This is a genomic window from Chitinophaga sp. CCNWYY40, assembly GCF_037483205.1.
In the GTDB taxonomy this organism is placed as follows: domain Bacteria; phylum Bacteroidota; class Bacteroidia; order Chitinophagales; family Chitinophagaceae; genus Chitinophaga; species Chitinophaga ginsengisegetis.
Genome location: NZ_JBBHLF010000003.1, coordinates 106,032 through 119,607 on the forward strand (window position 1 = coordinate 106,032; position 13,576 = coordinate 119,607).

9 protein-coding genes are annotated in these 13,576 nt (G+C 48.2%); 5 read left to right on the plus strand and 4 right to left on the minus strand.

The window, feature by feature from the left end; all coding sequences use genetic code 11:
* Complete coding sequence (locus tag V7S65_RS11100; protein ID WP_336387101.1) at positions 1–894, plus strand: class I SAM-dependent methyltransferase; 894 nt, start codon at positions 1–3, stop codon at positions 892–894.
* Between the two features lie 123 nt (positions 895–1,017).
* Here the strand turns inward: V7S65_RS11100 and V7S65_RS11105 are convergent, their stop codons facing one another.
* Positions 1,018–3,180 (minus strand): S46 family peptidase, encoded by a 2,163-nt coding sequence (locus V7S65_RS11105; RefSeq protein WP_143313752.1) that lies wholly within the window; start codon positions 3,178–3,180, stop codon positions 1,018–1,020.
* A 168-nt stretch (positions 3,181–3,348) separates the two neighbouring features.
* Here V7S65_RS11105 and V7S65_RS11110 point away from each other — a divergent pair, with 168 nt between their 5' ends.
* The gene (locus V7S65_RS11110) at positions 3,349–4,440 is read left to right on the plus strand and encodes a sensor histidine kinase (RefSeq protein ID WP_336387100.1); all 1,092 of its coding nucleotides are present in this window, start codon (positions 3,349–3,351) and stop codon (positions 4,438–4,440) included.
* Between the two features lie 3 nt (positions 4,441–4,443).
* Entirely contained in the window at positions 4,444–5,139 is a 696-nt protein-coding gene (locus V7S65_RS11115; RefSeq protein ID WP_336387099.1) for a LytR/AlgR family response regulator transcription factor, read from the plus strand.
* Positions 5,140–5,169: 30 nt separating this feature from the next.
* Here the strand turns inward: V7S65_RS11115 and V7S65_RS11120 are convergent, their stop codons facing one another.
* The 3 genes from V7S65_RS11120 to V7S65_RS11130 form a co-directional block, all read right to left on the minus strand.
* Positions 5,170–5,661, minus strand: coding sequence for a hypothetical protein (locus V7S65_RS11120; protein WP_336387098.1), 492 nt, complete (start codon positions 5,659–5,661; stop codon positions 5,170–5,172).
* 1 nt (position 5,662) lies between these two features.
* Complete coding sequence (locus V7S65_RS11125) at positions 5,663–6,379, minus strand: dioxygenase family protein (protein ID WP_336387097.1); 717 nt, start codon at positions 6,377–6,379, stop codon at positions 5,663–5,665.
* Positions 6,380–6,593: 214 nt separating this feature from the next.
* On the minus strand, positions 6,594–7,418 hold the full coding sequence (locus tag V7S65_RS11130; protein ID WP_336387096.1) for a M57 family metalloprotease: 825 nt from the start codon (positions 7,416–7,418) through the stop codon (positions 6,594–6,596).
* Positions 7,419–8,039: 621 nt separating this feature from the next.
* Here V7S65_RS11130 and V7S65_RS11135 point away from each other — a divergent pair.
* Entirely contained in the window at positions 8,040–10,817 is a 2,778-nt protein-coding gene (locus tag V7S65_RS11135; RefSeq protein WP_339545702.1) for a S8 family serine peptidase, read from the plus strand.
* Positions 10,818–11,299: 482 nt separating this feature from the next.
* Entirely contained in the window at positions 11,300–13,513 is a 2,214-nt protein-coding gene (locus tag V7S65_RS11140; protein WP_336387094.1) for a DUF6055 domain-containing protein, read from the plus strand.
* The last annotated feature ends 63 nt before the right edge of the window (positions 13,514–13,576 follow it).

The following is a 13,576-nucleotide window of genomic DNA, read 5'->3' on the forward strand; positions in this document are numbered from 1 at the left end:
ATGAGTTTAATCTATTACAACAACTGCCCGCTTTGTGGTTCGTCGCAAATACATGAAGCGCTTACTGCCAAAGACTACACCGTATCCAAAGAAGCATTCAACATCTTCCATTGCGGAGGCTGTGGCGGCCGATTTACACAAAATGTGCCCGATAGCGCACACATAGGCCGCTACTACCAGTCGCAGGAATATATTTCCCACTCTGAAACAAAGCAGGGACTCATTAACCGCTTGTATCACAGTGTCAGGAAAATTACGCTGCGCTCCAAACAAAACTGGGTACGCAATGCCTGCGGTAAAAAAACAGGCGCCCTGCTGGATATCGGCAGTGGCACCGGCGCATTCCTGCATTATATGCAAACCGGCGGCTGGACTGTTACCGGCCTGGAGCCCGATGAAAATGCACGCCGCAACGCCAAAGAAATTTATGATGTTGATGCACTGCCCATTGAACAGCTGTACGCTTTACCCGCGCAGCAATTTGATGCAATCACTATGTGGCACGTACTGGAGCATGTACACGACCTGCACCGCTACCTGGATCACATCCGCACCTTGCTGAAACCCGGCGGTTCTTTACTGATCGCCGTTCCCAACTACACCTCTTCCGACGCCGACTACTATAAAGAATACTGGGCCGCTTATGATGTGCCCCGGCACCTTTATCATTTTTCGCCCGGCTCAATGGAAAAACTATTAACACAGCACCATATCACGCTGGCAAAAAAACACCCGATGGTGTTCGATGGCTTCTATGTAAGCCTGCTCAGCGAAAAATATAAAACCGGTAAAAGCCGCCTGCTGCAGGGATTTTTCCATGGCTTCCGCTCCTATCGCAAAGGGCTGAAAAACGTGGACCGGTGCAGCTCTATTGTATACGAATGCAAGATTTAGCGCGGAGGTTGTCCTTCTTCCAATTACACTGATCAGTTTTTATTATAAAAGATTTGGGGAGATATAAATGGCTATAGCCGTTTATATCTCCCCAAATCTTTTATAGTAAAAAAGTAAAATCCGCTACAATAATTTCATCTCGTCGATCAGTCGCGTACAGCCCGCATATTTATCCACGATAAACAGCACATAGCGGATATCCACCATGATGTTACGGCAAATGGAAGGATCGAAATTAATATCGCTCATGGTGCCTTCCCAGGTACGGTCAAAATTCAACCCGATCAGGTGGCCGTAAGCATCCAGCGCAGGGCTGCCGGAGTTACCGCCGGTAGTATGATTAGAGGCAATGAAACAAACGGGCATCTTACCATTGACACCATAGCGGCCGTAGTCTTTCTTCTTATATAATTCTATCAGTCGTGCCGGTACATCAAATTCATAATCGCCCGGAACATATTTTTCCATGACGCCATCCAGGTAGGTGTAGAAATCATAGTGAATAGCATCCCGTGGATTGTAGCCATCTACTTTTCCGTAGGTAACACGCAGCGTGCTGTTGGCATCCGGGTAGAAACTTTTTTTATTGCCCATTACATCCATCTGTGCCTGCATGTAAGTGCGTTGCAGGTTATTGATGTTGGATTGCAGATCAGCCAGCGGGCGGCTCACATTATCCACGTAACCTTTGCGCATGGCCATTACCAGCCGGGTGGCCGGATCTTTCCACATTTGTGCCACCACGGTATTATAAGGTTGCTGTACAAAAGCGGTTAGTTTATCCATAGATGTTAATCCGGATACTGCATATAATTTGTCGGTCAATACGCGGCTGTCTTTGTTGTTTTCCTGCCAGATCTGTGTAAACTCCGCCCCTGCAAATTGTGCCGGAACGCCTTTGGCATACAGTGCAATCAGGCTTACTGCCACATCATGATCAACCTTCGCGTTATAGTTCTGGTAAAATCCCTGCATAGATGCAAGGAACTGCTGCCGCATGGTTTCATACTGCGCTTCTCCCCTTTCATGCACATCGTTGAGGAAGGTAATGAGGCGGTCGCCCACGGTAAACAACTCCACATTTTTTACGAGTTCACTGTAATAATCGCGGGCCTGTGCATAAGGCTGCACCTGCTGGTAGTAGCCGTTGAGCGAATCCAGTACGCCGTTGTACTTTTGCTTCCATACGGGGTTGGCTTCCATCTGCTGACGGTAAGCAGCTTCATACTGCAGTTTTTTACCTACGCCGTTGGTTTGTTTTACGCCCTGCATCTCTCCCATCCACTTCTTCCAGTAGTTGGCAGTGCCGGCAAATTTAGCCGCATACTGAATTTTTATCTGCGGGTCTTTCCGCATGTAGCCATCCATAATTTTGAGGGCGGCATCGCGCATTTCCACTTTGGCGGCATCCAGTACGTCTACTGTTTGCTTTACCCCTTCGGAGGGCAGGTATTCGGTGGTGCGGCCGGGGAAACCCATCACCATTGTGAAATCGTTTTGTTTCACCCCTTTCAGTGAAATCGTGAGGGCGTATTTAGGCTTTAAAGGCACGTTATCCTTCGAGTAAGGCGCCGGGCGGCCATCCTTACCCGCGTAGATGCGAAACATCGAGAAATCGCCTGTATGACGCGGCCAAACCCAGTTATCCGTATCTGAACCGAACTTCCCGATGGAAGAAGGCGGCGCGCCTACCAGGCGTACATCCCGGTAGGTTTCCGTTACAAACAGGAAATACTGGTTGCCTTCATAAAAAGGCTTTATCATGGTTTCCTGCCAGCTTTCCCTGCGGGCATTCTGGCGTATTTCGTTCAAACGTTTGTCGATAGCCGACTGCCGCTCCCTTTCGCTCATACCGGGCGTTACATCCTGCAGGGCGGCTTTGGTTACATCATCAATGCGTACAATGAAGGTGGCGAATAAACCAGGGTTAGGCAATTCTTCTACCGCAGACTTTGCCCAGAATCCATTTTCCAGGAAGTTATTCTGCAGGGAAGAATGCTTCTGGATAGCATCATAACCGCAGTGGTGATTGGTGAGCAGCAATCCCTGCTCAGAGATCACTTCCGCCGTACAGAAGCCGCCAAAACTTACGATGGCATCTTTCAGGCTACCTTTGTTAATATTGTAAATATCCGCGGCAGTGATTTTCATGCCCATTCCTTTCATCTCTTTCTCATTAAGACCGGAAAGCAGCTGTGGCAGCCACATTCCCTCTGTGGCATAAGTGTGCTTGGTAAGTACCAGGAGTACCAATAACAGCACCGGTTTCACGATTCGTTGCAACATATCTGATATTCTTTTTATAAAAGAGGCAATTTACTATAATTCGGGGAGCAGCGAAAAGATAACCCCATGTTTCCGATCATTCATCGACATAAACCAGCGATTTACAGAGAAGGCAGTTATTATCCGGCGGGAAATTCAGAATTTCAATCTTATATCTATCTGTCGCAAATGTTCCGGTTAAAATCTTCGGTAGTAATAGCACACATTACGGGGTGGCTGATATGCCTGAGTTTACCCCTGCTGTTTGTCAGCGGGCAAACGGGCGACCGCAAAGCGCTCTCCATCCTGTTCTCAACAGATTACCTGGTATTCCTGGTAACGTACGTAGCACTGTTCTATTTTCACACCACTTTCCTGTTTCCCCGGCTGTACTTCCGGAAGCAGTATGTTCTTTACTTCCTGTCTGTTTTACTGTTGCTGATCATGGTAAATTATATGCAGCCCTATGATCACCTGTTTTCCAGGCTGCCACATCCACCCGGGGAGATGCCGTGGCATCAGCCAATGCCGCCGGGAACGGAACAGGGCCCGCGGCCGGAAGGTATGCGGCCACCCGGCAAACCGCCCAGGCAAATCGATATTGTGAGCGACTTCCTTTTCCTGCTCACCATTGCACTGAGTATCGCCATAGAAACCACGCACCGCTGGCGGCAAACCGAAAAAAGAGCACTGTACGCAGAAACCCGCAAAACCCAGGCAGAACTATCTTTCCTGAAAGCCCAGATCAATCCGCACTTCCTGTTTAATACCCTTAACAATATTTACTCCCTCGCTATCACGCGCAGCGATAACACCGCCATCAGCATCATGAAGCTGTCGAATATGCTGCGTTATGTTACCGAGGATACGAGAGATGATTATGTGTTGCTGGAAAGCGAAATCGACTGCCTGCGGGACTATATAGATCTGCAGAAACTCCGGCTCACCACTAAAACAAAAGTCAATTTCGCGGTTACGGGCAGTCCGGGTATTAAGTGCATCGCCCCGCTGGTGCTGCTCCCGTTCCTTGAAAATGCGTTTAAATATGGCGTCAGTAATCATGAACCGTCGGAAATTACCATCCTGCTGCAAACGTCCGAAAACAGGATCCATTTTTACTGCAGTAATAAATTATTCAGGGTAACGCAGGATACAAGCCGCACCGGTATTGGCATTGCCAACACGCGGCAACGGCTGGAACATCTGTACCCCGATAAATATGAACTGCAGATCAGTGAAGATAACGGCGCCTATTCTATTTCTTTACAATTACAGGTATAAGTTATGGAGATTAAATTTATTGTGATAGATGACGAACCGCCCGCCTTACAGGTGATCAAAACCTATGCACAGGAATTTCCCTGGCTGAAGTTACAGCATACTTTTACAGATGCCGTTTCTGCGGCGGAATACCTGCGGCATAGCCAGGTAGATCTTATTTTTCTCGATATCCATATGCCGGACATCAACGGGCTGGATCTGGCCAGGGGACTCACTAACCGGCCGATGATCATTTTTACCACGGCGTATAAACAATATGCATTCGATGGGTTTGAACTGGAAGCCATTGATTACCTGCTGAAACCCATTCCGTTTCAGCGTTTTGAAAAAGCAGTGCAGAAAGCACAACTGCACCGGCAGCAGCAACTGCTACCGGCAGCTACCGAAAGCCTGCTGGTACATTCTTCCTATCACATGGTGAAAATACCCTTACACGAAATTATTTATATAGAAAGCCTGGAGGATTACATCCGGATACACCTGACCAAACAGGCGCCGGTGCTTACGTTGATGACACTGAAAAAGATGCAGGAAAAACTGCCGGCAGCCCGCTTCCGGAGGATCCACCGCAGTTATATTGTATCTGTAGATAAAGTGAGGTCGGTGATTAACCGGAAAGTGAAGCTCAGCACCTCGGCGGAATTACCGGTGAGCGATAGTTACAGCGATTTTATCCGCGACTGGAAAGGTAACAGCTGATCATTTTATTTTTTCGGAAGATGTAAATATTCAGGATTCCTCACTGAAATTGCAGATCGATACATCATCGTTCAGTTTTAAAGTGAACGTATCTGTGGTATCATTGAACCCCAGCAAAAGATACTCCCCTATTACTTTATGCAGCAGCAAAGGTGCAGTATAATACAGCACGGCTACTTTATGCAGCTGCCGGTCGTGAATGCCTGAACTCATTATTTTGAACTGGTGCCGTTCAAACGACAGCTGGATATTACCCAACGTATCCCACGTGCCGGGGATCAGGTTGGCGAGGGATTGAATATACAATCCCACCGCAAAACCTGTTTTATAATGCAGGGAGTTGGCTTTGGGCTGGTGTTCCACCATTTCGGCAAAAGTGGAAAATGCTTCGTCCGGGTTATATGCCTGTGATTGCAGCAGGAATTCCGCATAAGAATCGCGGAATACATTTTTGGCAAATGTGCCGGTGGAAGATGCGTCTATCACCTGCCGCACTGCCAGTTTTATCATCGTTCTGCCCATATCAACCCGCGATATAAATATTGTGAACAAGATCATAGCCACTGGTTGCGCTGGCGGTTACCGTAGCCAGTTCGGCTGATAATGAATCGCTGAAAACCATATCTGCGCTGTTTTTGGCCACACTGGTATTTTGTCCGTGGGCGCTATACAACGCCGTGTTATATACAGCCGTATTAATATCGTCGGGAAAGGCAATCTGCGTGGTTGTTTTCAGTTTATCGTTCACGTATACCTGTGCATGAATATGCGTTACCCTGCCTTCATACCAACCAGGATAGATAGAAGTAAATTTAACCTGTCCGGCTGTATCTGAATACTGCAGTCCCCTGCAGAAAACCAGGGCGGTATTATCCTGCGTACCGAGGTATCCGCGGTTGCTGTAGCCGGAATAGTGGCCATCCTTATCACAATGCCAGATATCCACCCTGGCGTTGGCAAGCGGTTTACAACTGTTGTTGATGTTGAGAATGTTGATGGTGATGTGTAAGGGCGTACCTGTTTTGCCATCGGTGATATCTACCCGCTGGATAGAAGAGCCCCTGCTGTTGTACAGCGGATAAGGACCATCTGTTTCTTCCGGGGAAACGGTGCAGGCGCTGTTGCTGGTATCTGTTTCGGGATCAGCAGCGTCACTTTTTTTACAGGCTTCAATCAGCACCGGCACTGCGGTTGCGCTGATAAACAGTTGCTTCAGGAATTGTTTACGGGAGTGTTCCATCTCATCATTTTTGATCTGTTATAAAGGTTTTGATTAAATAACAGATTTACAAAAAGGATAGATGAACCGGCAGGATGTACCGGAGAATAGCATTTCCGGAGTGGAATAATTTGCTACAGGAAATTTAATTCAGCAAAGAATAAGGAGGAAATCCTTTTCCCGCATCAAAAAATCCCGGCCCCGGAAATGCTTAACAGATCAGCTCATGCAACGATTAGTGATACAGATAATTAAGCGCAATAACGTCATTGGCGTTAAATGTACGGTTGCCGCCGTTGGAGCAGGCCAGCATCCAGGAGTTGGCATCCGGTCCGGAAGGAGTGCCCGGAATAAACACTGCACCTACATTGCTGGCGCCTTCGTTGGTAGGAGTACCGCCGCAGCTGTAGGAACGATCCATGTAATCGGTATGACGCATACCAATACAGTGACCAATTTCATGCTGGATTACAGAACCCACATACAGTACGTTTGGATTAGTTCCATAAGCATACTGGTTGGTGTTCATTTTGATAGTGCCGTATGGATCACCGCCGCTGGTAGGAAATCCGGCAGATCCCAGGGTGATGTAACCACCGCTTGGTCCCTGGTTAAATCCTCTGATGGTAATTTCAGCCGCACCGCTGGTAACACGCTGAAAGGTTACACGCAAACCCAGTCTGTTGTAGCGTGCAATGGCAGTATCCGTGCCTGCAATGAAGGCAGCACCCAAACTGGTCACCTTAACCCTGATAACGCGGGGTAATGCCGTTACCAGGTAATTAGTACGGTACTGTTCTGTTTTAGCCACTCTTAAAACAGGACTGGTAACGGTTTCTTTCAGCTGTGCAGCTGTAAGGAGGATGTCACCTTCTACGAGGTAGCCATCTTCGGTTTTCACCACGTTCTCTGTGCTAAAGCCATTTGCTTTGATCTGGGCTAACACTTCTGCTGACACGGGGTCGGGCTGCGCTTCTTTTTGTGCGCCGTTCTTCTGACAGGACGCAAAGAGGAAAGCCGCTGCCATGCAGCAGAGCACAGGAATTGATTGTGTTCTCATAGTTCAGATTTTTGGTTTTGTTTAGAAAAAAAAATGTTCAGATTTTTGGTTTAGATTTAAAAAAAGATATCCCTGCCGCCTGTTTCTTCAAACAGGCAACTGTTAACAACACTAAATGCCCGCACTGATCTGTGGCTGAATAAGACGTGAAATAAAACAACGATCCGCACTAAAAGTACAGCGGTGTTTTTCTTCTTATTGCCGCAAACGCGATCGCCTAGCTTTGATTATCTTCCTGAAAACTGCAGTTATTACTGTGCTCTCGTTTTCGGGTACATACAATAGCTAATATGCCCTGTTATGGCATAGCATCGGATTTTAATGGGTTGGTGATGATTCAGTAGTACCGGCTATTTCCGGCGACAAAGATTTGCTCTATAAATTAAATAATTGTGAAACAAGTTCCAGATCGTTGCTCAGATTTTGTTGAATTTTATATTAAGGATTTCCTCTTTCAATATTACAACATTCGTTTAATTTAAAAAAAATATTTTGTTTTAAGATAGATAAAAAATTGTGTCGAAAACCTAAATACAGTAGCTTTAGGTGGCAACACTAAACCAAAATCATTTACCCGTTGCCAACGCCCCCATGCGGATAATATCCTCTAAAATATGGCCCTTGCTGTTTTTGCAGCTCTTTTTATATTACTATACTGCTGCACAGCAGCCACACTATCCAGACAGCCTGGTGCAACGGTATGCCACAGATACTTTTTCATTACAGCGGAAAAGTGGGCCGTTCCTGGTGAAGTTTGCAAAGCTGCCGGATGAGTCAAAGCTGCAGCAATGGGGACTTATACAGCCTCTCTCCCGCTACCATTACATTTTACAACACGCGCCGGAAGATAGTACGCTCATATATTGTTACAGCGCCGGCTATAATTTTAAAGCCAGTATTCCGCTGCTGCAACAACTGGAAAAAATACCCGGGCAGGATAGTATCATCATGCAGGTGTCGTGCAAGCCGGAAGAAAAGTTATTGATGTACGCCAGGGTGCAGTCGTACTCCACGCAATACCACGTGGCCATCGCAAAGGTTAAAAAGCAGGACTGGCCCCTGTTTATCAGTCAGCCGGCTATACAGTTTGCGGATCTCATCCGGCGGCCGGCTCCGGAAATTATTATCAATACCGGCAACCTGGCGGTGAACCGGATCACCTTTGCACAACAACAGTTTCCACTTATTACAGGAAAACGTGTAACCGTTTCCGTTAAAGAGGATTTATTTGATACAACAGACATCGACTTACAGGGGCGGTATATCTCTTCTTCCTATAATTCTACGCTCAATACTGCCCATGCTTTGATCATGGCTACGCTGATTGGCGGCGCCGGCAACAGCGGCGCAGGCGGTAAGGGCGTGGCGCCCGAAGTGAAGCTGAGTTCCGCCGATTATAACAGCAGCTTATTCCCCGACGAAGATGCTTATTATCAGCAATCCGGCATCACGGTGCAAAACCACTCTTATGGTACCGGCATCGAAAATTATTATGGTGCGGAAGCAGTAACCTATGATCAGCAGATCTATGCAACAGATACTTTGGTGCACGTATATTCTTCCGGTAACGTTGGCACATCGCCGGCGGCCGGCGGGCGTTACCAGGGCATTGTGGGATATGCCAATTTATCCGGCAATTTCAAACAGGCTAAAAATATTATTGTCAGCGGTGGTACAGATGGCGCCACACAAGTCATGGCGCTCAGCTCCAAAGGACCGGCTTACGACGGCCGCATCCTGCCACATGTAACTGCCTATGGCGAAGATGGCACCTCCGGCGCAGCAGCGCTTACCAGCGGTGTAGTGGCATTGCTCCAGGACACCTGGCGCATGCTGCATAACACGCCCGCTTCCGCTGCCCTCATCAAAGCCGTTGTCATTAACAGCGCCTTCCGGTCCGCAGGCATACGCCCTTCTTTTGGCGGCGGATACGGCAACCTGCATGCCTATGGCGCCATTAAAACCATACAGGACAACCGCCTCTTGCAGGGAAATGCAGGCAACCATACAGTTACATCCTTCGATATCGCCATTCCGGAGGGCATACAGGAGGTGAAAGTAACCCTGTGCTGGAATGATCCGCCTGCAACCGTTAATGCCGTTAAAGCGCTTATAAACGACCTTGATATAACAGCTACCACCGCCGATGGTAAAACATGGCTGCCCTGGACATTGAGTACCTATCCATTAATTGATTCATTATTGCTACCCGCAAAACGCGGCAGGGATAGTATCAACAATACAGAACAGATCAGTATTGAACACCCGGTGGCAGGCACTATGCGGCTCCGGGTAACTGGTGCGCAGGTAGCCGCCGGTACACAACCTTTTTTCCTGGCCTATGAACTGGTGCCCGCAAAAAGTTTCCAGTGGCAAAATCCCGCAGCCGGCGCTACTGCAACTGCGGGCCAGGCGTTGCCGCTGCAATGGCAAACTACGTATAGTGGTAACAGTGAGCTTTCCTTCAGCAGCGACAGCGGCCATACCTGGCAACCTATTGCGCAGAACATCCCCGTGGAAAACGGGCTGTATAACTGGGTTACACCAAACATTTTCCGGCCGGTAATGCTCAAACTAACGTTAACGGATACCTCGTTTATCAGTGATCCTTTTTATGTTTCACCGGTGCTCACCATGCGGGCAGGATTCAACTGCACTGATACAACATTGCTGTACTGGAACAGGCAGGCGGGCGCCACAGCGTACCAGTTGTACACCATGAGTAATACAGCGCTGATTCCGTATAGCCAGGTACGTGATACTTTTATTTTTATCCCCAAAGCAACGGCGGCATCGTTGTACTTTGCGGTAAGCCCTGTTGCCGCCGGCGGGTGGACGGGCATCCGCAGCTATGCGATTGACTATACGCAACAGGGCGTAGGTTGCTATGTACAAAACCTGCTGGCTGATCCTACCACTGATAATAAAGTGGCGTTGTCGCTCACACTCGGCAGCACCTGGCAACTGCAAACGGTTTACTGGGAGCGGCTGACACGCGAAGGCTGGATAACGCTGCAGCAGCAGCCCGTAGGCGACGCCATGAACTTTAATTACCTCGACAACAGCGCGCCGGAAGGATTACTGCGTTACCGGGTAAAGCTACTCACCGTCAACGGGCAATATATTTACGCCGATCCGGTTACTGTTACTATTATTGCCGGCAATCACATCTTACTTTTCCCCAACCCGGTAAGCAGCCAGTTCACTGTTTTAGATGGTACGCCGCGCAGCCGCAAACTCGTAATCACTGATATGAGCGGGCGGATCGTATTGCAGCGGAACCTCGAAGATATCCAGGAAACAGTGGAGGTGCAGCGTTTGGCAAACGGTATTTATAACTGCAGTATTTATGCAGATAATAAACGGATTTACTCTACACAGTTTGTGAAACAGTATTAGTCATTGCGCAATGCGGGGCTACAATTATAGCTCCATTTGCGATTTGATGAGATTAGTTGTTGCGCTGCACGGGGTTATCACCGTAGTTTCATTTATGGTTTCAATGAGGTAAGTTGTTGCACTACTCCGGATTACTACATAGCTGCCTTATAAACTCACAATAAATACATATCCTCCCGATAGGGTAAAATTCATCAATAACCGGTTAAGATCTTAGCTGAAATAATCCATATATCTTTTTAACTTTAAATGTCAATAAGACAATTAAAATATTAATATGCAGATGTAGTTATTCCACTGTAGAAAACCTTATAAGAAACATCAGCCCATCAACCGGCAAAAAACGAATCAACAGCCCTGTAGTCAACAAACACCGGCCCCTGTGAAACAGCATCTCTCTTTGCTGTAGTAAATTTCTGTGCGCGTACTTCAACCAAAAATTTTCTGAATCATACCCTTTCATTAATTCAAATCCATTATTTATGAAGAAAGCTCTATTCGTTTTTGTATCCCTGTTTATCACCACGCTGGTATCCGCACAAAAAACAGTGTATATACCACCTGAATTCAGCACAGATCCCTATCTCTCTACCTGGTCGTACAGCCGCAGTTACCAGTCGGCCAACTTCGTGGTATTCTGGGGTTCCGTAGTAGGTACCAATCCTGCTACCTACAGCGATCCCAACCTCGCCTTTAACCCGCAGGCAGTATGCGATACCCTGGAAAAGATCTATATAAAGTTTATCACCGACATTGGTTTCTGCTCTGATGCTGCCACAAAAAACCTGGGCAAATACAAACTCATTATTGTAATGAACGACACCTGGGGCACGGGAGGCCCCAGCGGATGGGCATTCGGAGGCACCTATGGCAACACCATCGGCGCCATGTGGGTACATCCCAACGCTACAAGAGACGGCGGCGTAACCAGTCATGAGCTCACGCACAGTTTGCAGGGCATGATTGCCATCCAGGAAAACGCCAATTGCGGATTCAATGATTATGAGCCCGCCGGGTTCTTCTGGGAAACACATGCCAACTTCATGCGCACACAAATGTATCCCCGTTTCGCCAGCGATGACCTTCCCCGGTGGATGGCCACCAGTATGTTTCATTTCAGCTCCACCCGTCATCACTACGATGCTTTTAAAATGCTGTGGTACATGCAGCAAACAGATGGGATTACAATGGTGAACAGGCTTTGGAAAGAATCTATCCGCACCAGCAGCACAGCCGGCGAGCATCCGCTCATGACTTACCGGCGACTGAAAAGCTGGACACAATCGCAGCTCAACAACTTCATGTACGATTATGTAAAAAGAGAAGTAGCCTGCGATTATACCGTTAACAACTTCGGGGCTATCTATAAAGCAGAACGCGACCGGTTGAAAGTGCAGGAGCCGCATTACATCTGGCGGTTGTACACTAACCTCCAACAAATCAGCGCCACCACCGGCCGGTATAAAATAGATAATGCCAGCGCGCCGCAGGATTATGGCTACAACATCATCCCGTTGTATACCACGTGCAGCGCCCGGAATGTAACGGTTAAATTTAAAGGCCATACAGAAGTTAATACCACCGCCGGCTGGAGATACGGCTTCGTAGCCACGCTGGCCAACGGCAACATTTCCCGTTATGGCGCCACCGCTACAGCCAATGAAGGCGAAATCAGTTTCACGATGAACAGCAATGAAACGCAGCTTTACCTGGTAGTAATGGGCGCACCTACCACGCATACCACTTATGTATGGGAACCCGGCTGGCCAAAAATTAAACGGTACCCTTATGAACTTCGTATAGCCAACGCCGTACCTGAAGGTTACCAGAGCACCTACCGGGCCGCCTATAAAACTAACGGGCACACCCATACGAATGGAGGCGGCTGGGTAGCCAACAGTGCCACCGTGGCATCCACTGCCTATGTAGGCCCCAAAGCCATTGTACTGGGCAATTCCGTGATTACCGGCACCGCGCAGATCACCGGTAACGCCTGGGTGGAAAATGCAACGGTTGGGAACACCGTCACCATCAGCGGCAACGCCAGCGTTTACGGCGGCTCCTATACCGGCAGTGCGGTGATTACGGAGAATGCTGTATTAACCAATTGTACCGTATCCGGTAGTGCTAATGTGAAAGGAGATGCATTGGAATGGGGCGTTACTTTTGGCAACGGCGTGGTGGTAGGTGGAGACGCAGAGATAGGCAGTTGCGCTACCAACGGTACTTACCTGCAGGTGCCACATCCAAATAATGGTCGTGCTGATTGCGACGGCCAGCCGGCGGGGCATACTTCCAATATTGATGTGAACAGCAGTTGGTCGCAGTTCACCGATGCACAGATGGCATGGAGCAGCACGCCTACCTGCAGCGGCACCATTACGCCTGCCGCTGTGGATACCACTGCATTGGCCACTACGGTGCTGAAAACAGGAACCGGCGATGCAGATATCCGCATTTACCCAAACCCGGTGAACAACCAGTTTACCATTACCTTACAGGGATTCCGTAGCAATACCAATGTACAGGTGGTGATCTATAATAACCAGGGAGCCCCGGTGCATCTCCGGGATCTGCAAAAAGCCAGGACTGCCACGCTGAGAGCGAAGGACTGGAGCACGTCTCCCGGGGTTTACTACCTGAGAGCGAGTGGCAGTAATCAAACCGCTACGCGGAAACTGATTATAACAGAATGATGTATCTATAAAACAAAACAGCTGCTCCGGTAAACCGGAACAGCTGTTATTATACTTACAATA

Coding starts and splice junctions, on each gene's coding strand:
- V7S65_RS11100 (WP_336387101.1), top strand. CDS start 1: ATGAGTTTAATCTATTACAACAACTGCCCGCTTTGTGGTTCGTCGCAA.
- V7S65_RS11105 (WP_143313752.1), bottom strand. CDS start 3,180: ATGTTGCAACGAATCGTGAAACCGGTGCTGTTATTGGTACTCCTGGTA.
- V7S65_RS11110 (WP_336387100.1), top strand. CDS start 3,349: ATGTTCCGGTTAAAATCTTCGGTAGTAATAGCACACATTACGGGGTGG.
- V7S65_RS11115 (WP_336387099.1), top strand. CDS start 4,444: ATGGAGATTAAATTTATTGTGATAGATGACGAACCGCCCGCCTTACAG.
- V7S65_RS11120 (WP_336387098.1), bottom strand. CDS start 5,661: ATGGGCAGAACGATGATAAAACTGGCAGTGCGGCAGGTGATAGACGCA.
- V7S65_RS11125 (WP_336387097.1), bottom strand. CDS start 6,379: ATGGAACACTCCCGTAAACAATTCCTGAAGCAACTGTTTATCAGCGCA.
- V7S65_RS11130 (WP_336387096.1), bottom strand. CDS start 7,418: ATGAGAACACAATCAATTCCTGTGCTCTGCTGCATGGCAGCGGCTTTC.
- V7S65_RS11140 (WP_336387094.1), top strand. CDS start 11,300: ATGAAGAAAGCTCTATTCGTTTTTGTATCCCTGTTTATCACCACGCTG.